This is a genomic window from Pseudomonas rhizosphaerae (assembly GCF_000761155.1).
Classification (GTDB): domain Bacteria; phylum Pseudomonadota; class Gammaproteobacteria; order Pseudomonadales; family Pseudomonadaceae; genus Aquipseudomonas; species Aquipseudomonas rhizosphaerae.
The window spans coordinates 3,652,133-3,675,739 of record NZ_CP009533.1 but is presented as its reverse complement, the minus strand read 5'-3'; the positions used below and the strand labels follow the sequence as shown (position 1 = coordinate 3,675,739).

Genomic DNA, 23,607 nt, shown 5'->3' with positions numbered 1-23,607 from the left:
CCTATAGCGGGATGGTGAATCGATGGGCCGACATCTACGGCCCAGACGCTACCGTCCATAGGAATTGACGATTTTTACGTGGACTGGCCGCAACTCTTGTTTGCCCCAACTCCACCGCGCACCCTAAAATGCCGGAATGCGCGATGACCTCTCCCTTCTGCTGAATTCCCTCAACGATGCCCAACGCCAGGCCGTAGCAGCCTCCGTCGGCCGTCAGTTGGTCCTGGCCGGTGCTGGCTCCGGTAAAACCCGAGTGCTGGTGCACCGTATCGCCTGGTTGATCCAGGTCGAAAACGCCTCGCCCCACTCCATCCTGTCGGTGACGTTCACCAACAAGGCTGCTGCCGAGATGCGCCAGCGCATCGAGCAGTTGATGGGTATCAACCCGGCCGGCATGTGGGTAGGCACCTTCCACGGCCTCGCGCACCGCCTGCTGCGGGCGCACTGGCAGGAAGCCAACCTGAACCAGAACTTCCAGATTCTCGACAGCGACGACCAGCAACGCCTGGTCAAGCGGGTCATGCGCGAGCTGGGCCTGGATGAACAGAAGTGGCCGGTGCGCCAGGCGCAGTGGTTCATCAACGGGCAGAAGGACGAGGGCTTGCGCCCGCAGCACATCCAGCCTGCCGGCGACCTGTTCCTGGCGACCATGCGCTCGGTCTACGAAGCCTACGAAGCCGCCTGTGCGCGGGCCGGCGTCATCGACTTCTCCGAACTGCTGCTGCGCGCCCTCGACCTGTGGCGCGACAATCCAGGGCTGCTGGCGCATTACCAACGCCGTTTCCGCCACGTGCTGGTCGACGAGTTCCAGGATACCAACGCCGTGCAGTACGCCTGGCTAAGGCTGCTGGCTCAAGGTGGCGACAGCCTGATGGTGGTGGGCGACGACGATCAGTCGATCTACGGCTGGCGCGGCGCCAAGATCGAGAACATTCACCAGTATTCCGCCGACTTCCCGGATTCGCAGCTGATTCGCCTGGAGCAGAACTACCGCTCCACGGCCGGCATTCTAAAGGCCGCCAACGCGCTGATCGCCAACAACAGCGGGCGCCTGGGCAAAGAGCTGTGGACCGACGGTGGCGACGGTGAGCCGCTGAGCCTGTACGCCGCGTTCAACGAACACGACGAGGCGCGCTATGTGGTCGAAACCATCGAAAGCGCGCTCAAGACCGGCCTGGCGCGCAACGATATCGCGATTCTGTATCGCTCCAACGCCCAGTCGCGGGTGCTGGAAGAAGCCCTGTTGCGCGAGCGCATCCCCTACCGCATCTATGGTGGGCAGCGCTTCTTCGAACGCGCCGAAATCAAGAACGCCATGGCCTACCTGCGCCTGCTCGAAGGGCGCGGCAACGACGCCGCCCTGGAGCGGGTAATCAACGTCCCGCCCCGCGGCCTGGGTGAAAAGACCATCGAAGCCATCCGCCAGCATGCGCGTCACGCCGAGCTGTCGATGTGGGAAGCCGGTCGGCAACTGGTGGCCAACAAGGGCCTGACCGGGCGTGCCGCCAATGCCCTGGGCGCGTTCATAGAGCTGATCGAAAACCTGGCCGCCAAGGTCATGCAGATGCCGCTGCACCTGATGACCCAGACGGTCATCGAGCAGTCCGGCCTGATCATCTACCACCAGGAAGAAAAGGGCGAGAAAGGCCAGGCCCGGGTAGAGAACCTCGAGGAACTGGTCAGCGCCGCGCGCAACTTCGAAAACGGCGAAGCAGACGCCGACCTGACGCCGCTGGCCGCATTCCTCGGCCATGCTTCGCTGGAAGCCGGCGACACCCAGGCCGACGAGCACGAAGACAGCGTTCAGTTGATGACCCTGCACAGTGCCAAGGGCCTGGAGTTTCCCTATGTGTTCCTGGTGGGCATGGAAGAGGGCCTGTTTCCGCACAAGATGAGCCTGGAAGAGCCGGGACGCCTGGAAGAAGAACGTCGCCTGGCCTATGTCGGCATCACTCGGGCCATGCAGCAACTGGTCATGACCTACGCCGAAACACGTCGCTTGTACGGCAGTGAGACCTACAACAAGGTCTCGCGCTTCGTGCGCGAGGTGCCTGCCGGGCTGATTCAGGAAGTGCGCCTGTCCAACAGCGTGAGTCGCCCGTTCGGCGGCGGCCAGGCGCAGAACTCGGGCAGCCTGTTCGGTGCCGCGAACATTCCGGACACCCAGTTCAACCTGGGCCAGCGGGTGCAGCATTCGGTTTTCGGCGAGGGCGTGATCCTCAACTTCGAAGGCTCCGGCGCCCAGGCGCGGGTACAGGTCAACTTCGCCGAAGGCAGCAAGTGGCTGATGCTGGGGTACGCGAAACTGGAGGCGGTCTAGCGGCTTGCTTCAAGGTTTCTTCGCGGTGCTCGGCGGCCGCGAAGAAGCCAGCGCTGCATCCTTCACCGGCAGCGAAACTTCCTACGCCGCGTTTCACATTTACGCAAAAGCTCGAAACATGTTGTCACTAGCTATGTACAGCACACCTGTGCAACATGACTCGCGTGCAATCCACCTAACGGAATGAACCTATGCAACGATTTCTCAGCATGGCTCTGGCCCTTTGCATTGGCCTGACCATGAGCCTGGATGCCAGTGCCAAACGCTTCGGCGGCGGCAAGAGCATGGGCGCAGCCCCGACTCACCAGACGCGCCAGGCCGCGCCTACCACTCCAGGTGCAACAGCAGCGGTACCAGGCCGTGCCGCCCCTGCCGCCAGCGGCGCCTCGCGCTGGTTGGGCCCTCTGGCCGGCCTCGCCGCCGGTGGCCTGCTGGCGTCCATGTTCATGGGCGACGGCTTCCAAGGCATGCAGATCTTCGACTTCCTGATCATGGCGGTCATTGCCTTCCTGATCTTCCGCTTCATCGCCGCTCGCCGTCGCAAGCAGCAAGGCCCGCAAATGGCTGGCGCCGGTGCACCTTACCAGCGTGAAACGATCAACCAGGCCCCTGTCCAACCGTCGATCTTCGGTGGTGCAAACGGTGCGTCCGCGGCCCGTCCGGTAATCAACGCACCGGCCTGGTTCAACGAAGAGAACTTCCTGAACGCCGCACGCAACCACTTCCAGTCGTTGCAGCAGCACTGGGACGCGAACGAGATGGACAAGATCGCCGAGTTCGTCACCCCGCAGATGCTGCAATCGTTGCAGCAGGAACGTGCAGACCTGGGTGATGGCTTCCAGTCCACCTACATCGACGACCTGCAAGTCCAGTTGGAAGGTGTCGATGATCGCGCCGAGAAGACCATCGCTACCCTGACGTTCGTCGGCGTATCGAAGACCTCGCGCTTCGACAAGGGTGAACCCTTCAGCGAAAGCTGGAACATGGAACGCGCCCAGGGCGAGAACCAGCCATGGCTGGTAGCGGGTATCCGCCAGAACTGATACACGTCACGCTTTGCGAAGCCCCGGCCCTGGTCGGGGCTTTTGCATTTTGAACGTTGCATCCATTTCCAGCTAAGGTATAAACCGCAGCGCGTATTCTGGTCAGAGGAAACTATCGTGGAAGAAGTGATCGAGCAGCTCCGAGAAGCCAACGAACCGGTACCGGTTCCCCTGGAACTGCCAGACGAAGACCTGCTGGTCGAGATCGAAGAGCAGTTGTTCATCAACATTCCATTCGTCTTCAAGGAGTATCTGCTTACCGTCAGCGACGTGGTCTACGGCAGTCTGGAGCCGGTCACTGTGACCGACCCGCAGTCCCACACCTACTTGCCGGACGTTGCAGCAACGGCGTGGGACCTGGGCGTCCCACGCGAGCTGATTCCGATCTGTCAGGACGGTGAGGACTACTACTGTGTCGAAGAAGACGGCACCGTGGTGCTGTGGTCCGGTGACGAAGAACTGGTCACCGAGGAAAGCTGGGAATCGGTCTGGCACTGGGTACGGGACGTCTGGCTGGAAAGTTGATCGGTACAGGCAGGTCTGACCTTCACCGCTGGATGGCTCGCCGCCAACCCTGTGGGAGCGGGTTCTACCCGCGAAGAGGCCAAACCTGCCTAACCCAAATTCAATGCTCGACGTTGTTATCCAAGGTCTCCAGCAACGCCACTTGCATCCGCGTGTGCACGCGTATGAACCAGCGCCACAACACGGCCACTACCGCTGCCGCCACCACGGCGATCAGCAGCAGCAACTCCATGGTCGGCAAGATGCTCGCCGACAGGGCCGCCAACAGCACGAAAATCACCAGCAGCGACAGCAGCGGAATGACTTCGGCAATGATGCGCCGAACCCGCTGGGTATGCCTGCCCGCCATCTCGGGTTTCACACCCATTTCCGCCAACAGCATCGAGAGCGCCTTGAGCTTGCGATAAGCCGCGATTAAAAACGGCAACGACAGCAGCAAGGCTGCGCCCCAGATCAAGGCTTTCTGCCCTGCTGAACCGGCCACCCATGTGGTCAGGTAGCCACCGATCCGCTCGGCGAAATACGCCCCGGCCAGGAAGATACCGATCACCAGCGCCAGGTTGACCCCCACCTGCAGCAGGATCTTGCGGATCATCGACGCCAGCATGGCGCCCTGCCCGCGCGGCTGGATACTGCGCAACCATTCTCCGTACATTCCCAGTACACGCGCCACGCGCTGGGGCACCAGAGCGCCGAGGCGGTGAGACAGGGGGTCTGCGGCACGGATCAGATAGGGTGTGGACAACGTCGTCAGCACCGACACCGCGACGGCGACGGGATAGAGAAAATCGCTGGTGACCTGCAAGGTCATGCCCAGCGCGGCGATGATGAACGAGAACTCGCCGATCTGCGACAAGCCCATGCCGACCCGCAGGGACGTCTTGCCGTCGTTACCGGCGATGAATGCGCCCAGTCCACAGGAGACGATCTTTCCCAGCACCACGGCCACGGTGATGACCGCGATCGGCCAGGCATAGTCGAGCAGGATGGCAGGGTCGAGCATCAAGCCGATGGCGACGAAGAAAATCGCGCTGAACATGTCGCGGATGGGTTCGATCAGGCGCTCGATTTTCAGCAGTTGTCGCGATTCGGCCATGATCGCACCGATCAGGAAGGCCCCCAGTACCATGCTGTATTCAAGCTTGACCACCAGCAGGCAGAAGCCAAAGCACAGGCCCAGCACGGTCACCAGCAGCATTTCGTTGCTTTCGAAGGTGGCCACGTAGGCCAGCAGCCGCGGCACCACCAGAATGCCCACGACCAGAGCGATGATCATGAACAGCGAGAGCTTGCCGACTGTGGAGAACACCTCGCCCGAGCTGACCGCGCCGCTGACGGCGATCCCCGACAGCAAGGCGATGATGCCGATGCCCAGGATGTCCTCGACGATCAGCACGCCGAAAATCAGCTGGGCGAACCGCTCGTTCTTCATCTTCAGGTCGTTGAGCGCCTTGACGATGATGGTGGTCGAGGAAATGGCCAGGATGGCGCCCAGGAACAGTGAGTCCATAGTGCCCCAATCGAACCAGCGGCCGATCTCGTAGCCGATCCAGATCATCAGCACGATTTCCAGGAACGCGGCGATGAAGGCCGTGGCACCGACCTTGAACAGCTTGCGCAGGCTGAATTCCAGACCAAGGCTGAACATCAGGAAGATCACCCCAAGCTCGGCGAGGGTCTTGATGGTGTCTTCGTCGTGGATCAGGCCGAATGGCGGGGTATGGGGGCCGATGATGAAACCGGCGACGATGTAGCCCAGCACTACGGGTTGCCGCAGCCGGTGGAACAGAATCGTCACCACCCCGGCCACCAGCATGATCACCGCCAGGTCCTGGATAAAACTGATGGCATGCACGGTGATAGCCTCCATTGCTATTCAGATTGCTGTACCAATTGTTTCAGAAGGCAGGTTAACACCGCCCATCGCGGGCAAACGTCGGCGCAATATGCGGAAACAGATCGCCGCTATGCCCTACGTAATGGCACGATAGACGTGACGGCAGCCCATCGTTCGGCGTCCGCCTCTGGATGGAAACTGTCGACGCGGCCAACGCCAATATAGGCGACGCCCTTGTCCTTCTGCCAACCAACCGTGAGTTCACTATGGAACCTGGAAACGCCCAGCTGTCGATGACGGTACTGATGACGCCGGACATGGCCAATTTTTCCGGCAATGTGCATGGAGGAACGCTGCTCAAATACCTCGACGAAGTGGCCTACGCCTGCGCCAGCCGCTATGCCGGCCGGTATGTAGTGACCTTGTCGGTGGACCAGGTGATCTTTCGCGAGCCCATTCATGTGGGCGAACTGGTGACCTTTCTGGCCTCGGTCAACTACACCGGCAACACGTCGATGGAAGTGGGGATCAAGGTGGTCACCGAGAACATCCGCGAACGTTCGGTACGCCACACCAACAGTTGCTTCTTCACCATGGTGGCAGTGGACGACCAGCGCAAGCCCGCCCACGTACCGCCTTTGAAGCCACAGGATGCCGAGGGCACGCGGCGCTTCATCCAGGCCCAGCAGCGCCGGCAGATCCGCCAGGAACTGGAAAAGCGCTACCGTGACCTCAAGGACGAGCCGATTTAAAGCGCCACGGCTTCGAACCGCAGGCGCGGGTGCACGATCCGGTCCTGGGCGCGCACCAGCTCCAGCTCGTAGCTGGCGCAGGCCTGGGTTTCCAGCAGCACTTCGTGTACTGCCGCCGCTGTGAACTCGAACGCGGCCAGCCAGTCATCGCCCAGCAGCAGTCTGGCCAGGAACAGGCCACTGGTCAGATCCCCTACGCCCACCGGCTGGCGGGGAAATGCCAGCAACGGGCGTCGCAGGTGCCAGCTGCCGGCGGCTGTGACCAGCAGCATTTCGAAGTCCTCGGGTGATTTCCCTGGGTAGGCCAGGTGCTTCACCAGCACGGCTTTGGGCCCCCGCGCCAGCAGGGCACGGGCCATGGCCACGCAGTCCTGCAGGGAGTCGGCCTTGCGGCCATTGAAGCTGTCGAGTTCCAACTGGTTTGGGCATAGCACATCGGCCGCCGCAACCGCTTCAGCGAGCAGAAAGTCGCTGACCTCGGCGGGCACCACGCAGCCTTTCTCGGCATGCCCCATCACCGGGTCGCAGAGATACAGGGCCTTGGGGTTGGCCGCCTTGACCCGACGGACCACTCCAAGGATCGCCCGCCCCTGGGCAGCGCTGCCCAGGTAGCCGCTGAGCACCGCATCGCAGTTGCCCAACTCGCCAATCGTCGCAATCCCTTCAACCAGTGCGGGAATGTGTTGCGGCGCCAACACTTCTCCCGTCCACTGACCATACTGTGTGTGATTGGAGAACTGCACCGTATTCAAAGGCCAGACCTTGACCCCCACCCGCTGCATCGGGAAAACCGCCGCGCTGTTGCCGGCGTGGCCGAACACGACATGGGACTGGATGGCGAGCAGGTGTGGTGTACGTTTCATGCAAGGATTCCGGACCGGTGACAGGACTTCGTGCCGCGCAGTATCGCGCGAAATGCAGCCTGTACGACAGGCCGGAGACACAGTTAAGCTGCGAGCAACCGGTTGGAGCGCCCTTCGATGTTGACCCTTGGCAATATGTTCATCCTGATGTTACTGGCTGCAGGTGCGGCCTGGCTGTGGCACAACCATGGCCTGCGCGAAAAAGCCCTGGAGCGGGTCAAGCAGCATTGCGCCAAGCTCGACCTGGAACTGCTCGACGATAACGTAGCGTTCAAGCGCTTCGCCTGGCTGGCCGATGCCAATGGCCGCAAGCGCCTGGCGCGGGTGTACAGCTTCGAATTCACGGTCACTGGCGAGCAGCGCCATGCTGGCATCGCCACGCAGTTCGGGCCACACGCCGTCCAGATAGAACTGGCACCCTACCCTTTCGAAGTGAAAACGCCGACCAGCGCCGAGGTCATTGAAATGAGCCAGTGGCGCCAGGAGCATAAGCGCTGGCGCCCCTGAACGAGTCAGTTCGGCGGCGGGTCGATCATCACTGCTCGTTGTAGCCCATCCTGCAAGGCCGCGGCGTCCTGCGGTATGGCGAATACCAGTTCCAGGCGCGAATCACGACGCCATTCACTCGGTTTCCACCGCGCAGGCTGACCGTCCAGACAGTTGGCAGACCGCCATCCGGTCGGGCTGTGGATAACCAGCTTGGCTCGACGCCAGGATCCTGGCTCGAGCCAGCGCTCAACTGCCTGCAAGTCGAACTGGATTTGAGCGTGCCAACGCCAGCCAATGCTCCAGCCATCCGCATGGTCGTGCACGTGGCACTGGGCGCGGAACTTATCCACCCAGACCTCGCCCAGCGCCTCGGGATGGTTCGTCAGCTTGTCCACAATAGATACAACTGGATTATCCACAGCTGGCAATTGGTCGAGGGTCACTCGATCGACGTCCACCCAAAGCATTCGGGCTGTGGGTAAGCCAGAAGTTATGCACAGATGTGATTTTTCTGAGGCCTTGTTCATGATCAGTACGCCCGCAGTGCTGGCCGCTTCATACTGCGCCGCAGGCATCGGACTGCCCGTCTCGAGTGCGTGCGCGTCGAGCACCATCACCAGCGGCTGCACGGCCAGTACCCCACGCCATGGGGCGTCGCCCAGCTGTGCAAGGATCTGCAACGGGTGGCCCAGGCCCGAGGGTTCGATGAACAGGCGATCCGGACGAGCCCGGCGCAGCAGCCGGGCCAGGCCTATCTGAAACGGTGCGCCATTGACGCAACACAGACAACCTCCGGCGATTTCACCGATTGCGATACCATCGTCCGCTGTCGCCAACAACGCGGCATCGATACCCACCAGGCCAAATTCGTTGATCAAGACGGCCCAGCGTTCATCGGCCGGCTTGTCTTTCAGCAGGCGGCGAATCAGGCTGGTCTTGCCGGCTCCCAGGGGGCCTGCGATGACATGTGTGGGAATGTTCTGCAGCATGGTCGAATGTCTATGGAGGTTGAACGATGCGTGGGTGGGTTCTGCTGGGCTTGTTGGCCAGCACTCAGGTATGGGCCGAGGCCTGTGTGGTGCAGAGCCAGGCTGAACGGGTGAGCGTCAAGGTGTGCCAACAGAATCGCACTATACCGCCGAAGTTGTTTCATGACGGATTTTGCCAGCCCAACCTGCCGGGCCAACAGGTCGAGGTGCAGCATCTGGAACAATGCCCGCAGGGTGCCTATGGTATCTGTCTCGGCGCCCGGGTGGAGCGCATGCCCTATGAACAGGACATCCACTACTATGGCGTAGCGAGCGACGCCGCGTACCTCAAGCCTTTCTGCGAGCAGAACAGCGGGGGCCATTGGCAGACCCCGTGATCGGAGCAGATCTACGCGCCTGAGGCCTGGTCGTGCCAATCGCCGAACGGATCCGGCCACTTCGTCCAGCTTTGCGCACCCGATGCCAGTTCCTCGTCATCGAGCAGGCAACCGTCCAGGTCGCGGCTCAGGGCTGCGAAGTCGATGTTCTGGCCGATGAACACCAGCTCCTGTCGGCAGTCGCCGGTGTCGACAGTCCAGTTCTGCCGGATGGCAGCCACGCTCTCGGCATCCTGCGGCCATTGCGCTTCAGGCACAAAGCGCCACCAGCGTCCGGCAAACCCATAGCGCATCAACCCACCCGCCTGTGACCAGCTTCCGGCTTCCTGCGGTTTGCTGGCCAGCCAGAAGAAGCCCTTGGAGCGCAGCAGCTTGCCGTTCGTCCAGGGTTTGTCGATGAACGCGTGAAAGCGCTGCGGATGGAATGGGCGACGGGCACGGTAGGCAGTCGATGCGATGCCGTACTCCTCGGTTTCCGCAGCATGCTCGCCCCTCAGCTCTTTCAGCCAACCGGGTGCCTGAGCCGCGCGCTCGAAATCGAACAGCCCGGTGTCCAGGATACGTGCCAATGGCACTTGGCCCATGACCATCGGTAAAACCTGCGCGCCAGGGTTGAGCCTTTGCAGCACCGCCGTCAGCTCGGTGCGCTCGGCCTGGCTGATGAGGTCGATCTTGCTGATCAGAATTACGTCGGCAAACTCCACCTGCTCGATCAGCAGATCCGTAATGGCCCGCTCATCGTCCTCGCCCAGCGTTTCGCCTCGAGTGGCCAGGCTTTCGGCCGCCTGGTAGTCGAGCAGGAAATTGACCCCGTCGACGACCGTGACCATGGTGTCGAGCCGGGCCAGATCAGCCAGGCTCTGGCCTTGCTCATCGCGAAAGGTAAAGGTTTCAGCCACCGGTAGTGGCTCGGAAATGCCCGTGGACTCGATCAGCAGGTAATCGAAACGACCGTCGGCAGCCAGCTTGGCCACTTCTTCAAGGAGGTCTTCGCGCAGCGTGCAGCAGATACAGCCATTGCTCATCTCCACCAGCTTTTCTTCGGCACGGTTCAGGCTGACATCGCGCTGCACCTCACTGCCGTCGATGTTGATTTCGCTCATGTCGTTAACGATCACGGCGACGCGCAGGTCTTCTCGATTGCGCAGTATGTGGTTGAGCAGCGTGCTCTTGCCGGCCCCTAGAAAGCCTGAAAGCACGGTGACGGGTAAGCGGTTGGGCATGGCAGGGACCTCATCAGTAACGGTTGGAACGAGCAATACGTTGCTTTTATTGTTATAACATAACATAAAAGCACTTATTGCTTAGTTCTAACTTCAGTACTGTTAGAGGTGCAAACCGCTAAATCCGCGCGTGTTCCACGTGGAACACGCACGATATGCATCAAGTGCGAGGCTTCACCGTGCCGCAGTTGCTGCCCAACCACACAGCACGTGTATTCATGCTGCCTTTCTGAGCTGCACCTGAGGCATTGAAAGTGCCGCTGACCGTGGTAAGGAACTCGCGGTCGCTGAGAAACTGCGCTTGTCCGGCCCCTTGGGCTTTGGGACAGCTGAACTGGAATTTCCAGACATTGCCGTTACGCTCGGTAATCTTCTGCGTGCAGCCCGACTTGGGATCCTGCAGCGGAATATCGTTGGTCTTGACCTGCTCCGGCGTCAGGCATGAGCGTATGCCATTCCCGCCCACGGTGATGCCTTGATTGGCGAGCACCCCTTCCATCATTGCTCGTTGCTCAGGCGGAAGCATTTTCAGCTGGCCCAGCATGACCTGCATATCCGGCAGCGGCTTGCCATCGACCTGCATGTTGCTGGTGGTCATTTCCCACAGGCCGGGTTGCAGCATCTGCGCCTGCGCCCCGGTCGCCGAAAGGCCTACCAACAATGCTGCCATCGGCCATTTGAATCTCATCTGATGTCACTCCTGAAGATCATTGGGAAAAGCGCGGGCACCCCGGCTTTGACGCCGAAAAAGCAGCCGAGTTGCGCGGGAATAAAAACGCGACAACTGCGCCCGAACGTGGTCTGTTAGCACAGCGCATCAAGGAGTCGCCGTGCAATGGATTATCACAGTCCGATATTTTTTGGGTATCTATTTGGCCTGCTGCACGTGTTGGGCATTGCTGCCGCCGTGCATGCGGTGCTCACCGTACGCACCGCGCAGGGTTCGATCGCATGGGCGCTGTCACTGTTGTTCATCCCGTACCTTACATTGATCCCTTACCTGGTGTTCGGTCGCAGCACCTTCGACGCCTACATCAAGGCGCGCCGTCACGCGAACAAGGAAATGCACAGCGCCATCGCCGACATGGACTGGCGTCCCTGGATAGAAGAAGCGCTGGCTGCCCGCAAGTCGACATCGTATGCCTCGCTGCGCGCCATGCCCAAACTGGGCCGGATGCCTTGCCTGGCCAATAATCGAGTTGGCTTGCTGATCAATGGTCATGCCACGTTCGATGCCATCTTTGCGGCCATCCGAGAAGCCAAACGCGCGGTATTGGTGCAGTTCTTCATCATTCACGACGACCACATAGGACGGCAGCTTCAAGGCTTGTTGCTGCAGAAAGCGTCCGAGGGCGTGCAGGTTTATGTTCTCTATGACCAGGTGGGCAGCCATGCCCTACCCCGAGACTACACCGAGCGGCTGCGCGAGGGCGGCGTACAAGTGAAGGCGTTCGCCACCCAGAGCGGATGGCTGAACAGGTTCCAGGTGAATTTTCGCAACCACCGCAAGATTGTCGTGGTGGACGGCATCAAGGGCTTCATTGGTGGGCATAACGTGGGCGATGAATACCTGGGCGGCAATCCCAAGCTATCGCCCTGGCGTGATACCCACGTCAGCATCAGTGGGCCGGTGATCGCTTGCCTCCAGGAATCCTTTGCCGAAGACTGGTTCTGGGCAGCACGTGAATTGCCACCGTTGATTCTGCCGGAGGCCTACGAGGAAGATGGCGTGCTGTGCCAGGTGCTGGCCAGTGGTCCAGCCGACCCCTTTGAGACGTGCTCGCTGTTTTTCGTCGAATCGATCCATGCGGCCAATGACAGGGTCTGGATCACCACCCCCTACTTCATCCCCGACGAAGCGGTTTTTGCAGCGTTGCGCCTGGCAGTCCTGCGCGGCGTGGACGTACGGATCCTGTTGCCGTCCCGTCCGGATCACAAGGTGGTGTATGCCGCCTCGAGCCTGTATGCCATCGAAGCGGTGCGCGCGGGCGTCAAGATATTCCGCTACGGGCCCGGTTTCCTGCATCAGAAGGTGGTGTTGATCGATGACGAAATCACCGCCATCGGCAGTGCCAACATGGACAACCGTTCCTTCCGTTTGAATTTCGAAATCATGTTACTGACAGTCGACAAGGCGTTCACCTGCGAAGTGGAACGGATGTTGCTCGATGACTTCGCCCAGTCGCGAGAAATCGATGTCCGTGATAGCAAAGAGACACATCGTTTGGAGAAGTTAGGTATGCGTGTGGCACGTTTGATCTCGCCGATCTTGTAGATCCTGATCAGGCCAATTGCCAGCATATCGCCTACTTTGCCTGCATTTCGACATATTAGGAAACATTGGAATCGCTTGGTGTACCATGAGCGGGCTTCGATATTACTAAAGGGAAGTGGTCCTGCATGAACGCAGACAAAGAGAGATTCATCGGTTTGGAGTGGCTGCGTTTTTTCCTGGGTGTATACCTGGTGATGTTTCACACGCTGCCATTCTACGAAGAGTACACGCAGCTCAGTGGTCTGGTGGAATTCACCGAACTGGGTTTCTTTGCCACTAGTAGCTTTTTCGCGTTGTCGGGCTTTCTGCTGGCGCACGTTTATCTCGATGGCAACAAGCTGCGCGAACCGCCGCTTTCCTTCATGACCAAGCGCTTTGCCAATCTCTACCCCATTCACCTGTTTGGCCTCGCGAGCTGTGTGGTCCTGATATCGCTCACCGGTCTGTTCGACAGCAACACCGACCTGAGCGTGGCGTATCGGTCCGACGACCTGCTCAAGCGAACGGCCCCCGAGCTGCTCAAGTATCACCTCAGCGATTTCCAGATAGCCGTCAACGCGGTGCTGCAGGTGACCTTGCTGCAAGCCTGGAACCCAATCTATCTCGCCTACAACGGCCCGCTGTGGTCGATCTCGGCGTTGTTCTTCTTCTATCTGGTCTTTCCCTGGTTCGCGCCGCGCCTGGCGGCTGCCAAGCACAAGGTCCGGCTGTTGCTGATCATCTGGGCCGCGTGCCTGGTTCCGCCGTTGCTGGTGGTCTTCAACGATGACTACAGTTCGATCTGGATCGGCTTCCTCCACCACTTTCCGTTGCTGCGCCTGCCGGTCTTCCTTGCAGGAATCGTGGCCTATCTGCTGTTTCGCGAGCATCGCTTGGCAGGCATCGGGCTACGCGGCCCTGGCAAGCTGATGGCCGTAATTGCCTTGGGCTTTGGTGTGGCGATCGCCGCCGAGGTCAACTGGCGCGGTGAGAGCCACTGGTATGTGCTGCTGCACAATGGTCTGCTGCTGCCGATGGTGCTCAGTGTCATCGCCCTGTGCGCCATGGCCTCGGGTTCGCAGAGCGAGCGCCACATCAAATGGGCGCGCAGGCTGGGCGCGGCATCGCTGCCGATGTTCGCCTTGCACACGCCGATCTTCATCGTCTTCCGTCGGTTGGAAATGCTGGCCAACATCGACGTGCAGTTATGCTTCAGCAATGCGGCTGCCTGCGTTGCGCAAGCCAAGGGTCACCCGCTATCGCTGACCTACTACCCGCTGCTGCTGCTGATCTGCATCATCCTGTGCGTGGTGTTCCAGGAACAGATCGGCAATCGCACGCGGCTCTGGCTGCTGCAGGGGCCCTTGAGCCGGTGGGTGGTCAAGAGCAAGCGTAGCACTTCGGGCAACACCAACGGCATGCAGGCGAGCATGGGTCGAGGCTGACCCACATGGACAGGTCAAGCGCCTGCTTGACCGTGATCAGCCTGGGCCTCCCAGGCTATCCGTCCAGGCGCTACCATCACAACGATCAGCCCACCTTGTCCAACTCCACCACGCACACCTGTGCGGCCGCGCCCTCCAGACTGTAACGCTGCAACTGGCCGCCGGCGTTGGTGCAGCGCAACGTCGCTCGCGAACCCAACTCATGTCGCCGCCCATCACCGGCTTGCGTCACCTTGACGACCCCGGATGCTGCGTTGAAGAAGATCGCTTCAGCCGCCGCCGACGCCAACACCACGGCCGGATGACACTCCACCCAGCGCAGCGATGCCTGAACCCGATCCTTGCGGTAGATCAAGTTGAAGTCTTCGATGACCGAACCCAGCAACCGGCACTGCACCCTTGCTCCACCGTCGAAGCTCAATGGCTTGAAAGGGCCCAGCGCCTCACTGTCCACGCCGTTCACTTCCAACACCATCCCATCGCCGTGCAGCACGGTAATGATCCGGCTATAGCCGGGGAACACGGAAAAGGCTCCATCGGCAGTGATCTGGGCGATCGACAGGCGCCAGTCATAGCCGCTGTCATCGACGCAGCGCTGCTGGGCAATTTCCAGAGTGCTGCCAGCCCCGTTTTTCCAGGGCATGGCCGTGTACCCTTCGGGTCGGTACAGGTGCGAATCGGTCATCGGAATCGGGCTACCAAAGGCATGTCAGGCAGGCTTGAACGCCATGAAGCGCTCGATCAGCGCACGCAGTACCGGTCGCAAGGTGTCGACCTTGGCCTGTTGCAACCCGTAGGGCGGCGCTTCCTGCATGTAGGCACGCTGCGCCAGCTCCAGCTGAACCGCGTGAACCCCATGGACCGGGCTGCCGTACTGGCGAGTGATGTAGCCGCCCTTGAAACGACCATTGAGCACCACTGGCAACTGCGGGGCCAACTGCTCGGCCAAGGCGTGCAACTGCTCGCCAACGCCAGGTGCGCAAGCGCTGCCGCTTGCCGTACCGAAGTTGAACACCGGCAACTCGCCTTCGAACAGGTGCGGGATGACCGAGCGGATCGAGTGGGCATCCCACAGCAGGGCATACCCGTGGATGGCTTTGATTCGCTGCAATTGCTGGTGCAAGGCCCGATGGTACGGCTGCCAATAGTGCGCCAGGCGCCGGGCGATTTCAGTGTCGTCAGGCTCGTGCCCCGGTTGATACAGCGGCACGTCGTCGAAGGTCGCCAGCGGGCAGAGTCCGGTGGTGTTCTGACCGGGGTACAAGCTGGCGCCATCGGCCGGCCGATTCAGGTCGATCACGTAGCGCGAAAAGCGTGGACGCAGTGTCGACGCCCCCAGCGCGGTCGCGAAGTCGTACAGCTCATGAATATGCCAGTCGGTGTCGTCGACCGCCGGGCCGACCGGGCTGTAATGCGTCTTCAGATCGTCCGGCAGTTCAGTGCCCACATGGGGCATGGAGATCAGCAAGGGGCCGATGCCCTCATGCAGCTCGAACGTGTGTTCCCGATTCATATCGTTTGCTCCAAGAGGTCGGCCAGGGTGGCGCGGTAACCATGCAGCGCTTCCACCTGCTGAGCGTGCTGGCCGTTGTCGATGACCTGCCTGCCGCCGACGAAGACATCGCGTACGGGGTGGGTGCCGTGCTCGCAGAACACCATCGAGGACAACAGCTGTGCCGGATTGCCCGGGGCGATAGTGGCGGCGTCCGAATCGATCACGACCAGGTCGGCGCGCTGGCCGACCACCAGTCCGCTCACCGAGCGGCCCGTAGCCTGCGCCCCGCCACTCACCGCCTGAGCGAACAGGCGATCCGCCACCACCGGTGCTTCGGCGCTGGCCAGCACGTTGCGGCGGCGGTGCAACAGGCGTTGGCCGTACTCCAGCAAACGCAGTTCGGCCCACGGATTGACCGCCACGTTGCTGTCCGAACCGATACCCCAATTTCCCTTGTCGGCCAGGAAACGCTGCGCATCGAACAAACCATCGCCAAGATTGGCTTCGGTGGTCGGACACAGCCCGACGACGGCACCACTGCGCGCCAACGCCGCATATTCAGCGTCGTCCATGTGGGTGGCGTGCACCAGGCACCATCGTTTGTCCAATGGTTGGCGGTCCAGCAACCACTGCACCGGCCGCTGGCCGAGGATGGCCACGCAGTCATCGACCTCGCGGGTCTGCTCGGCGATATGGATATGCACGGGCGCCTTCGGGTCTTCACGGTCCAAGCCCTGGATCAGGCTCGACAAGGAAGCTTCGCTCACAGCGCGCAACGAGTGTGGCGCTACGCCGTAGCGCCGGTTGCCGTTCTGCGGCATGGCTTTTTGCAGGTGCTGACGCAGTTCGAGGATCCACTCGGGTGAATTGATGAAGCGGCGTTGATGCGGCAACGGTTCTGCCTGACCCAGGCCGCCGTACTGGTACAGCACCGGCAGCAGGGTCATGCCGATGCCCACCTCCTCGGCTGCACGAACCACGCGCAGGGACAGTTCGGCGGGGTTGGCATAGGGCTGGCCGTCAGCGCCATGGTGCACGTAGTGAAACTCGCAGACCGAGGTGTATCCGGCCTTGAGCATCTCGATGTACAGATGCCGGCCGATGGCCTGCAGGTGCCGCGGTTGCAGGCGCTGGGCGAAGCGATACATCAGGGTGCGCCAGCTCCAGAAGGAGTCTCTCGGGTCGCCCAGGGTTTCGGTCAACCCGGCCATGGCGCGCTGAAAGGTATGGGAATGCAGGTTCGGCATGCCACTGATCACCGGACCCCGCGCCACCGGCGTGCCGGCCGTGGGCACGGCATCGATGCTGACGGTGGTCAGATCGCCGACGGCGTTCCAGCTCAGCAGCACATTGCGCTGCCAGCCGTTAGGCAGTAAGGCGCTGTGGGCAAACAGGCTGCCCTGAGCTTGGCTGGCGGGTGAGTCTAAAGGCATATCCACATGAACCTCTGGGCAATGAGTCAGGCGCAGGCAATCAGAGAACAGGCGCCGCGTCTCGCGACAGCACGCTTTGCAGGAAACTGCGCGTACGGGCTTCGCGAGGCGCGGTGAACAGCTGGGCTGGCGGCGCGGCTTCGACGATGGCGCCTTGGTCCATGACCACCACCACATCGGCCACTTCCCGGGCAAAACCCATTTCGTGGGTGACGATGATCATGGTCATGCCTTCGTTCGCCAGGGTCTTCATGACCTGCAACACCTCACCCACCAGCTCCGGGTCCAGTGCCGAGGTCGGCTCGTCGAACAGCATGACCTTGGGTTCCATGGCCAATGCACGGGCGATCGCCACGCGCTGCTTCTGCCCGCCCGACAGGGTGCCGGGATAGACCTTGGCCTTGTGTTCGAGGCCGACCTTGTTCAACAGGCGCAAACCCTGCTCTTCTGCGGCGTGGCGCGACTTGCCGCGCAAGGCCATGGGCGCCAGGGTGATGTTGTCCAGCACGCTGAGGTGGGGGAACAGGTTGAACGATTGGAACACCATGCCGACTTCGCTGCGCAGGGCGTCGAGTTTGCTTTCGGACATCATCCGCCCCTGCTCCACCACCGTGTGGCCGCAAGCGCGCAACGTTCCGCCTTCGGCGGTCTCCAGGCCGTTCATGCAACGCAGGAAGGTGCTCTTGCCCGAACCGCTGGGACCGATCACCACCACAACCTGGCTGGGCTGCACGCTGAAGTCGATGTTGTGCAGCACCTGATGGCTACCGAAGGATTTGCTCAGGTTCTGAATGTCGATGATGGCGGTGCTCATCACACTCTCCCGTCGGCGCGCAGCACTTTCTCGGTGCGGCGCAGGATCAAGGTGGTGATGCTGGTCAGCATCAGGTAGATGAAAGCGATGGCCAGGTACACTTCGAGCGAGCGATAGGACACGCTGATGATTTTCTCGCCTTCGTGCATGACGTCGGCAATGGTCAGCAACGACACCAGCGCCGAGTTCTTGATCAAGGCAATGAATTCGTTGCCCAGGGCGGGAATCATGCGCACGAAGGCCTGGGGCAGGATGACCTTGCGCATCGCCAGCTTGTGCGGCAGCCCCAAGGATCGGGCGGCTTCCATCTGGCCCTTTTCCACGGACTGGATCGAACCGCGGACGATCTCTGAAACATAGGCCGCGCTGTAGATGCCCAGGCCGAAGATCCCGCATACATAGGCCGGCAATTGGATGCCGAAATGCGGCAGGCCGAAGAACAGAATGAACAACTGCACCAGCAGCGGCGTGCCGCGGACCAGCGTCAGGTAGGTGGTGCACAGCCCATAGATGATCTTGCGATCGGGATTGAGCCGGCCCAGCCCGATCAACAGGCCCAGCACACAGCCCAGCACCAATGCCGCAGCCGTGATTTCGATGGTGATCAGGGTGCCGGAGGCAAGCGCGCGCCAGCCGTCCCAGACCGGGGAAAAGTCGAGATCCATGAAGTACTCCGCACAGGCTACGGTTAAAGGCGTGATGTGCAGGTCCGTCGCAAGCATCGCGCGGACCTGCAGCGGCGGCTTATTCTTTGGTGGTGCCGAACCATTTCTGGGTCAGGGCGGCATATTCGCCGTTGCTGCGCAGGGTCTGCAGCGCCTGGTTCATCTGCTGTTGCAACTCGGTGTCATTCTTGCGAATGGCGAAACCGTACAGTTCGGTGGTCAGGCCTTCGTCCAGCACCCGGACCTTGGGCTGACGCTTGGCGTATTCCACTGCCGCCGGACGCCCAGTGACCGCAGCGTTGACCCGGCCAATGGCCAACAGGTCAAACATGGCCTGGTTCTTCTCCACTTCCACCACAGTCACTGCGGGGTAGTTGGTTTTCAGAAAGTCGATGGACTTGGTACCCACCTGGGCCGAAACCTTCTTGCCCGCCACCAGATCGGCAGGCTTGTCGATGCTGGCGTCCTCCTTCAGGACCAATACAGCCAGGCCCCCGCGATAGTAGGAGTCGGTGAAGTTGACCACCTTCTGACGCTCTTCGGTCATGTAGATGGCCGATGCGGCGACATCGAAGCGGTTCGAAATCAGGCCGGGGATCAGCCCCTTGAAGCCGATGTCGACCCATTCGACCTTCTTGTTCAATTGCTTGCCGATCGCTTCGATCAATTCGATATCGAAGCCGGTGCGCTTGCCATCCTGCACGAACTCCATGGGTGGGAAGGTGGCATCGGTGCCGACACGCATCACATCATCGGCTGCCTGGGCCGAGGTGCAGAGCGAGGCCATCAGCGTCAGCGCGGCAGCCAGGGGGGTGAACAACTTCAACGCTTTCATCACAGATTCCTTCGGCAAGGGTGAGTCCGTCAGGACCCGAAACATGGATTGAGCGGCAGTTAGAAGCGATTGCAGATGCGGCTGGCTGCTTTTCTGGTGAGACTGATCAGCTCAGCCTCCCGTGGGCCAACGCGCAATGACGGCGCCATCAACGTAATGGTACCTTCCAGGCCACCGTCCGCTGAAACCAACGGGACACTGACGCCCCAGACACCCAGATCGACTTCACTGTCACTGGTGGCATAGCCATTCTTGCGAATTCGGGCGATCTCCTTTTCCAGCGCCGCGACGTCCACGGTGCCTTGTTGCGCTTGCTCTGCGAGCAACTGGCGCTGCACCGGCTCGGGCAGAAACGCCAGCAGGCTCTTGGCCGATGCACCCTGCATCATGGAATGCGCGCGGCCCTTGGTGAACGAGCAACGCAGCGAGCTGCTGCTCTCCTCCATGGCGATGCACACCATCTGGCCGTTGCTGTACACCAGCAGGCCAACGCTTTCGCCCGTGCGTTCAGCCAGGGCACCGATCTCGTCGCGGCTCTGGTTGATCAGATGAGACGTCTGATCGAACCCCCAGGCCAGTTGCACCCCGGTCGCACCGGGTTCGTACAGCCCGGTGGTCATGTGCTCTTGCAGCAAGCCCCACTTCTTCAGCGACGCCAGATGCCGGTAGACCGTGCTCAGCGGCAGCTCAACCTGCGCGGCAATGCGCTTGGCCGCTATCGGTTGTCCGGCCTTGGCCACGCAGGTTAGTACCTGCAGCACTCGGTCGACGATGCCTGTGGTTCGTGGGTCGTTCATGACTGCACTATAAGAATAAATTCTCGATTCTGAAGGACGATTCTCACTGAGCGGGAAAAAAACCTACTACACGGTCGGACAGGGACTATCCGAACCACCACAGCGATATGGACTTCATGGGATAGTTAGCGTCTTTTCACCTATCTGAAGATATACCCATGGCCACCAAGCACCCACTTGAACCGCTGGCTCGACGCTTCCTAGGCAAACACCCCCATCAGCTCGAACCCGAAGAAATCCACGTGCTGGAGCAGATGAAAAAACGCTTGCCCGTCAGCCGCGATGCCGGGGACGCTTCCGACGAGGCAGCCTCTTTCGGTGCACGGCTGTCCGACCGGGTAGCTGAGATCGGTGGTTCATGGGCCTTCATCATCGCCTTCACCATCATCCTGCTGGGCTGGATGCTGCTCAACACCGATGTGCTCGAGCACTTCGGCCTGGCCTTCGACCCCTACCCGTACATCTTCCTCAACCTGATGCTGTCCACCGTCGCAGCCATTCAGGCGCCGGTGATCATGATGAGCCAGAACCGCCAGTCAGCCAAAGATCGCCTGGCCGCGAGCCTGGACTTCGAGGTGAACCTGCGCGCGGAGCTGGAGATCATGCGACTGCATGAAAAGATCGACAAGGAGATTGTCGAGCGGTTGGATCGGATTTTGGCGGGGTTAGAGCCCAAGGGGACGGTGTGAGCGTACGCTTGGGCCTGGCAGGCAGGGGTTCAGGGGGATTGGCGGTCATAGAGTTCGCAACCCTCCCCCCTCACTCCACCGTCACCGACTTCGCCAAATTTCGCGGCTGATCCACATCCGTCCCCTTCAGCACCGCCACATAGTACGAAAGCAACTGCAAAGGAATGGTGTAGAGGATCGGCGCCAGGGCATCGATGATGTGCGGCATGGCCACGACGTGGGTGCCGGGGCCGTTACTCAATTGCGCCTGTTCATCAGCGAACACCACCAGCTCGCCGCCGCGTGCGCGCACTTCCTGCAGGTTGGATTTGAGTTTTTCCAGCAGCTCGTTGTTCGGCGCCACGGTGACCACCGGCATGTCCTTGTCCACCAGCGCCAGCGGGCCGTGCTTCAATTCGCCAGCAGGATAGGCTTCGGCATGGATGTAGGAGATCTCCTTGAGCTTCAGCGCACCTTCCATTGCCACCGGGAACTGTGCGCCGCGGCCCAGGAACAGCGTGTGGTGTTTCTCGGCGAACAGCTCGGCGATACGCTCGATGGTGGTGTCCATGGCCAGGGCTTCGCCCAGGCGGGTGGGCAGGCGGCGGAGTTCGGCCACCAGCTGCGCCTCGACACCCTCCTCCAAGGATCCGTGTACCTGGCCAAGGGAAAGTGTCAGCAACATCAGCGCGACCAGCTGAGTGGTGAACGCCTTGGTCGAAGCGACGCCGATCTCCGGGCCTGCCTGGGTCAGCAAGGTCAGGTCGGACTCGCGCACCAGCGAGCTGATGCCGACGTTGCAGATGGCCAGGCTGCCGAGAAACCCGAGTTGCTTGCCGTTGCGCAACGCGGCCAGGGTATCGGCCGTTTCGCCGGACTGGGAGATGGAGACGAACAGCGTGTTGGGCTGCACCACGACCTTGCGATAGCGGAACTCGCTGGCCACTTCGACCTGGCAAGGGATGCCGGCCAGGCCTTCGAGCCAGTAGCGGGCAACCATACCCGCGTGATAGCTGGTGCCGCACGCTACGATCTGTACGTTGCGCACCTTGGCGAACAGTTCGGCTGCTTGCGGGCCGAAGGCCTGCACCAGCACCTGGTTCTGGCCAAGACGGCCTTCCAGGGTGCGCTGTACCACGGTAGGTTGCTCGTGGATCTCCTTCATCATGAAGTGGCGATATTCGCCCTTGTCGGCAGCCTCGGCGCCTTCGTGGTACTGCACGCTTTCGCGTTCCACAGGTGCGCCCGCGGCATCCCAGATCTGCACGCTTTCACGGCGGATCTCGGCAATGTCACCCTCCTCGAGATACATGAAGCGGTCGGTCACCTGGCGCAGGGCCAACTGGTCGGAGGCCAGGAAGTTCTCGCCCATGCCCAGGCCGATCACCAGCGGACTGCCGCTGCGGGCGGCAACCAGACGATCGGGCTGGTGCACGCTGATGGCAGCCAGGCCGTAGGCGCCGTGTAGTTGCTTGACCGTCGCCTTGAGCGCGTCGGCCAGGTCCGGCAAGGCCTTGAGGGTGTGGTGCAGCAAGTGGGCGATGACTTCGGTATCGGTCTGCGAGGTGAACACGTAGCCCAGCTCCTTGAGCTGAGTGCGCAACACTTCGTGGTTTTCGATGATGCCGTTGTGCACCACGGCTACTTCGCCTGTGGAAAAGTGCGGGTGAGCGTTCTGTTCGGTCGGCGCACCGTGAGTAGCCCAACGGGTGTGAGCAATCCCGAGCTTGCCGAGCAGTGGCTCATCCGCCAGCGCCGTTTGCAGTTCGGCGACCTTGCCCACACGACGTCGGCGCTGCACGCTGCCAGCCTCGTCCAGCACCGCGACACCGGCGCTGTCGTAGCCGCGATATTCCAGGCGCTTGAGACCCTCGACCAGAATGGCTGTGATGTTGCGCTCCGCAATGGCGCCGACGATTCCACACATATTCGCTTCTCCTAGCTGGTAGCGGCGAGCACGAGATCGATCCCGCGCGCCTGAATCTGATCGCGCGCTTCGAGCGGCAGACGATCATCGGTGATGAGGGTACTGATGCGGCCCCAGGGCAGCTCCAGATTGGGAATCTTGCGTCCGACCTTGTCGGACTCGACCATGACGATCACTTCGCGGGCGACTTCGGCCATTACCCTGCTCAGGCCCAGCAACTCGTTGAAGGTGGTCGTGCCGCGCTCCAGATCGATGCCGTCGGCACCGATGAAGAGCTGATCGAAGTCGTAGGAACGCAACACCTGCTCGGCCACCTGGCCCTGAAACGACTCGGAGTGCGGATCCCAGGTGCCACCAGTCATCAGCAGTACGGGTTCGTGCTCCAGCGCACCCAGAGCGTTGGCCACGTGCAGCGAGTTGGTCATGACGACCAGACCCGGCTGCTTGCCCAACTCCGGAATCATCGCCGCCGTGGTGCTGCCACTGTCGATGATGATCCGCGCGTGTTCCTTGATACGCAGAACGGCTGCACGGGCAATGGATTGCTTGATGGCCGAGACGCGTGGACCCGGTTCGCCAATGAGCTCTTGAGGCATGGTCACCGCACCGCCGTAGCGACGCAGGAGCAGTCCATGACTTTCAAGGGCGGCAAGATCCTTGCGAATAGTCACTTCGGAAGTGGCGAAATGCTTGGCCAAGTTATCCACACTCACTTCGCCCTGCTCATTGAGCAAGGCGAGAATGCTGTGACGACGTTGGGGCGTATTGCGCTTCGACATGACGACCTAAGTTTCGTTTCGAAAGATAACGAAGGCAATAGAAACCTAAACTGAAAGGTTCGTCAATGGTTAGGCAA

The 23,607-nt window shown here is 61.1% G+C and carries 23 protein-coding genes; 9 read left to right on the top strand and 14 right to left on the bottom strand.

Annotation, left to right across the window (positions count from 1 at the left end):
- Positions 1-136 precede the first annotated feature (136 nt).
- The 3 genes from uvrD (at position 137) to LT40_RS16240 (ending at position 3,888) form a co-directional block, all read left to right on the top strand.
- Positions 137-2,320, top strand: a complete 2,184-nt coding sequence (gene uvrD, locus LT40_RS16250) for a DNA helicase II (protein ID WP_043192098.1) — start codon at positions 137-139, stop codon at positions 2,318-2,320.
- A gap of 191 nt (positions 2,321-2,511) precedes the next feature.
- Positions 2,512-3,363 (top strand): Tim44 domain-containing protein, encoded by an 852-nt coding sequence (locus LT40_RS16245; protein ID WP_043192096.1) that lies wholly within the window; start codon positions 2,512-2,514, stop codon positions 3,361-3,363.
- A gap of 117 nt (positions 3,364-3,480) precedes the next feature.
- Complete coding sequence (locus LT40_RS16240) at positions 3,481-3,888, top strand: SMI1/KNR4 family protein (RefSeq protein ID WP_043192094.1); 408 nt, start codon at positions 3,481-3,483, stop codon at positions 3,886-3,888.
- A gap of 100 nt (positions 3,889-3,988) precedes the next feature.
- Here LT40_RS16240 and LT40_RS16235 read toward each other — a convergent pair whose 3' ends face one another.
- Positions 3,989-5,743 (bottom strand): cation:proton antiporter, encoded by a 1,755-nt coding sequence (locus LT40_RS16235; RefSeq protein ID WP_043193761.1) that lies wholly within the window; start codon positions 5,741-5,743, stop codon positions 3,989-3,991.
- Positions 5,744-5,991: 248 nt separating this feature from the next.
- On the opposite strand from LT40_RS16235, the gene LT40_RS16230 reads away from it, so the two are divergent.
- A complete protein-coding gene (locus LT40_RS16230; protein ID WP_043192091.1) occupies positions 5,992-6,477 on the top strand; it encodes an acyl-CoA thioesterase in 486 nt (161 codons plus the stop codon).
- Here the strand turns inward: LT40_RS16230 and pdxY are convergent.
- Positions 6,474-7,340: a pyridoxal kinase PdxY gene (gene pdxY, locus LT40_RS16225; RefSeq protein ID WP_043192089.1), complete on the bottom strand. Its 867-nt coding sequence runs from the start codon at positions 7,338-7,340 to the stop codon at positions 6,474-6,476. The genes LT40_RS16230 and pdxY overlap by 4 nt on opposite strands.
- Positions 7,341-7,457: 117 nt before the next feature.
- On the opposite strand from pdxY, the gene LT40_RS16220 reads away from it, so the two are divergent.
- Entirely contained in the window at positions 7,458-7,847 is a 390-nt protein-coding gene (locus tag LT40_RS16220) for a DUF3301 domain-containing protein (protein WP_043192087.1), read from the top strand.
- Positions 7,848-7,852: 5 nt separating this feature from the next.
- On the opposite strand, the gene LT40_RS16215 is transcribed toward LT40_RS16220, so the two are convergent.
- On the bottom strand, positions 7,853-8,818 hold the full coding sequence (locus tag LT40_RS16215) for a CobW family GTP-binding protein (RefSeq protein WP_043192085.1): 966 nt from the start codon (positions 8,816-8,818) through the stop codon (positions 7,853-7,855).
- A gap of 26 nt (positions 8,819-8,844) precedes the next feature.
- On the opposite strand from LT40_RS16215, the gene LT40_RS16210 reads away from it, so the two are divergent.
- Positions 8,845-9,195, top strand: coding sequence for a hypothetical protein (locus LT40_RS16210; protein ID WP_043192083.1), 351 nt, complete (start codon positions 8,845-8,847; stop codon positions 9,193-9,195).
- A gap of 11 nt (positions 9,196-9,206) precedes the next feature.
- Here the strand turns inward: LT40_RS16210 and zigA are convergent, their stop codons facing one another.
- Positions 9,207-10,418, bottom strand: coding sequence for a zinc metallochaperone GTPase ZigA (gene zigA, locus LT40_RS16205; RefSeq protein WP_043192081.1), 1,212 nt, complete (start codon positions 10,416-10,418; stop codon positions 9,207-9,209).
- A 160-nt stretch (positions 10,419-10,578) separates the two neighbouring features.
- A complete protein-coding gene (locus LT40_RS16200) occupies positions 10,579-11,106 on the bottom strand; it encodes a DUF3617 domain-containing protein (protein WP_043192079.1) in 528 nt (175 codons plus the stop codon).
- A 147-nt stretch (positions 11,107-11,253) separates the two neighbouring features.
- Between LT40_RS16200 and cls the strand changes: the two genes are divergently transcribed.
- A complete protein-coding gene (cls, locus tag LT40_RS16195; RefSeq protein WP_043192077.1) occupies positions 11,254-12,693 on the top strand; it encodes a cardiolipin synthase in 1,440 nt (479 codons plus the stop codon).
- 125 nt (positions 12,694-12,818) lie between these two features.
- On the top strand, positions 12,819-14,117 hold the full coding sequence (locus LT40_RS16190; protein ID WP_084139833.1) for an acyltransferase family protein: 1,299 nt from the start codon (positions 12,819-12,821) through the stop codon (positions 14,115-14,117).
- Between the two features lie 85 nt (positions 14,118-14,202).
- On the opposite strand, the gene LT40_RS16185 is transcribed toward LT40_RS16190, so the two are convergent.
- From LT40_RS16185 to LT40_RS16155, 7 genes are all read right to left on the bottom strand, one after another.
- Positions 14,203-14,802, bottom strand: a complete 600-nt coding sequence (locus tag LT40_RS16185; RefSeq protein WP_043192075.1) for a HutD/Ves family protein — start codon at positions 14,800-14,802, stop codon at positions 14,203-14,205.
- Positions 14,803-14,826: 24 nt separating this feature from the next.
- Positions 14,827-15,630 carry an N-formylglutamate deformylase gene (gene hutG, locus LT40_RS16180; RefSeq protein WP_052393451.1) on the bottom strand — a complete coding sequence of 268 codons (804 nt, stop codon included), beginning with the start codon at positions 15,628-15,630 and terminating at the stop codon, positions 14,827-14,829.
- A complete protein-coding gene (locus tag LT40_RS16175) occupies positions 15,627-17,045 on the bottom strand; it encodes a formimidoylglutamate deiminase (RefSeq protein ID WP_043192073.1) in 1,419 nt (472 codons plus the stop codon). The genes hutG and LT40_RS16175 overlap by 4 nt, the downstream gene beginning before the upstream one ends.
- Before the next feature lie 40 nt (positions 17,046-17,085).
- A complete protein-coding gene (locus LT40_RS16170) occupies positions 17,086-17,847 on the bottom strand; it encodes an amino acid ABC transporter ATP-binding protein (protein WP_202807715.1) in 762 nt (253 codons plus the stop codon).
- An 11-nt stretch (positions 17,848-17,858) separates the two neighbouring features.
- Positions 17,859-18,524: an amino acid ABC transporter permease gene (locus tag LT40_RS16165; protein WP_043192069.1), complete on the bottom strand. Its 666-nt coding sequence runs from the start codon at positions 18,522-18,524 to the stop codon at positions 17,859-17,861.
- Between the two features lie 79 nt (positions 18,525-18,603).
- Positions 18,604-19,359, bottom strand: coding sequence for a transporter substrate-binding domain-containing protein (locus LT40_RS16160; RefSeq protein ID WP_043192067.1), 756 nt, complete (start codon positions 19,357-19,359; stop codon positions 18,604-18,606).
- Positions 19,360-19,418: 59 nt separating this feature from the next.
- On the bottom strand, positions 19,419-20,156 hold the full coding sequence (locus tag LT40_RS16155) for an IclR family transcriptional regulator (protein ID WP_043192065.1): 738 nt from the start codon (positions 20,154-20,156) through the stop codon (positions 19,419-19,421).
- Between the two features lie 158 nt (positions 20,157-20,314).
- Here LT40_RS16155 and LT40_RS16150 point away from each other — a divergent pair, with 158 nt between their 5' ends.
- Positions 20,315-20,845 carry a DUF1003 domain-containing protein gene (locus LT40_RS16150; protein ID WP_043192063.1) on the top strand — a complete coding sequence of 177 codons (531 nt, stop codon included), beginning with the start codon at positions 20,315-20,317 and terminating at the stop codon, positions 20,843-20,845.
- A gap of 70 nt (positions 20,846-20,915) precedes the next feature.
- On the opposite strand, the gene glmS is transcribed toward LT40_RS16150, so the two are convergent.
- Both glmS and LT40_RS16140 read right to left on the bottom strand, forming a co-directional pair.
- Positions 20,916-22,751, bottom strand: a complete 1,836-nt coding sequence (gene glmS, locus LT40_RS16145; RefSeq protein ID WP_043192061.1) for a glutamine--fructose-6-phosphate transaminase (isomerizing) — start codon at positions 22,749-22,751, stop codon at positions 20,916-20,918.
- A gap of 11 nt (positions 22,752-22,762) precedes the next feature.
- Positions 22,763-23,530: a DeoR family transcriptional regulator gene (locus LT40_RS16140; RefSeq protein ID WP_043192059.1), complete on the bottom strand. Its 768-nt coding sequence runs from the start codon at positions 23,528-23,530 to the stop codon at positions 22,763-22,765.
- Between the last annotated feature and the right edge of the window lie 77 nt (positions 23,531-23,607).

Bases quoted from the DNA above. Each gene is read 5' to 3' on its own strand.
- LT40_RS16185 (WP_043192075.1), bottom strand. From the start codon at position 14,802: ATGACCGATTCGCACCTGTACCGACCCGAAGGGTACACGGCCATGCCC.
- glmS (WP_043192061.1), bottom strand. From the start codon at position 22,751: ATGTGTGGAATCGTCGGCGCCATTGCGGAGCGCAACATCACAGCCATT.
- LT40_RS16155 (WP_043192065.1), bottom strand. From the start codon at position 20,156: ATGAACGACCCACGAACCACAGGCATCGTCGACCGAGTGCTGCAGGTA.
- LT40_RS16230 (WP_043192091.1), top strand. From the start codon at position 5,992: ATGGAACCTGGAAACGCCCAGCTGTCGATGACGGTACTGATGACGCCG.
- pdxY (WP_043192089.1), bottom strand. From the start codon at position 7,340: ATGAAACGTACACCACACCTGCTCGCCATCCAGTCCCATGTCGTGTTC.
- LT40_RS16200 (WP_043192079.1), bottom strand. From the start codon at position 11,106: ATGAGATTCAAATGGCCGATGGCAGCATTGTTGGTAGGCCTTTCGGCG.
- LT40_RS16190 (WP_084139833.1), top strand. From the start codon at position 12,819: ATGAACGCAGACAAAGAGAGATTCATCGGTTTGGAGTGGCTGCGTTTT.
- LT40_RS16175 (WP_043192073.1), bottom strand. From the start codon at position 17,045: ATGCCTTTAGACTCACCCGCCAGCCAAGCTCAGGGCAGCCTGTTTGCC.
- LT40_RS16245 (WP_043192096.1), top strand. From the start codon at position 2,512: ATGCAACGATTTCTCAGCATGGCTCTGGCCCTTTGCATTGGCCTGACC.
- uvrD (WP_043192098.1), top strand. From the start codon at position 137: ATGCGCGATGACCTCTCCCTTCTGCTGAATTCCCTCAACGATGCCCAA.
- hutG (WP_052393451.1), bottom strand. From the start codon at position 15,630: ATGAATCGGGAACACACGTTCGAGCTGCATGAGGGCATCGGCCCCTTG.
- LT40_RS16215 (WP_043192085.1), bottom strand. From the start codon at position 8,818: ATGCTGCAGAACATTCCCACACATGTCATCGCAGGCCCCCTGGGAGCC.
- LT40_RS16140 (WP_043192059.1), bottom strand. From the start codon at position 23,530: ATGTCGAAGCGCAATACGCCCCAACGTCGTCACAGCATTCTCGCCTTG.
- LT40_RS16165 (WP_043192069.1), bottom strand. From the start codon at position 18,524: ATGGATCTCGACTTTTCCCCGGTCTGGGACGGCTGGCGCGCGCTTGCC.
- LT40_RS16210 (WP_043192083.1), top strand. From the start codon at position 8,845: ATGCGTGGGTGGGTTCTGCTGGGCTTGTTGGCCAGCACTCAGGTATGG.
- zigA (WP_043192081.1), bottom strand. From the start codon at position 10,418: ATGCCCAACCGCTTACCCGTCACCGTGCTTTCAGGCTTTCTAGGGGCC.
- LT40_RS16150 (WP_043192063.1), top strand. From the start codon at position 20,315: ATGGCCACCAAGCACCCACTTGAACCGCTGGCTCGACGCTTCCTAGGC.
- LT40_RS16220 (WP_043192087.1), top strand. From the start codon at position 7,458: ATGTTGACCCTTGGCAATATGTTCATCCTGATGTTACTGGCTGCAGGT.
- LT40_RS16160 (WP_043192067.1), bottom strand. From the start codon at position 19,359: ATGAAAGCGTTGAAGTTGTTCACCCCCCTGGCTGCCGCGCTGACGCTG.
- cls (WP_043192077.1), top strand. From the start codon at position 11,254: ATGGATTATCACAGTCCGATATTTTTTGGGTATCTATTTGGCCTGCTG.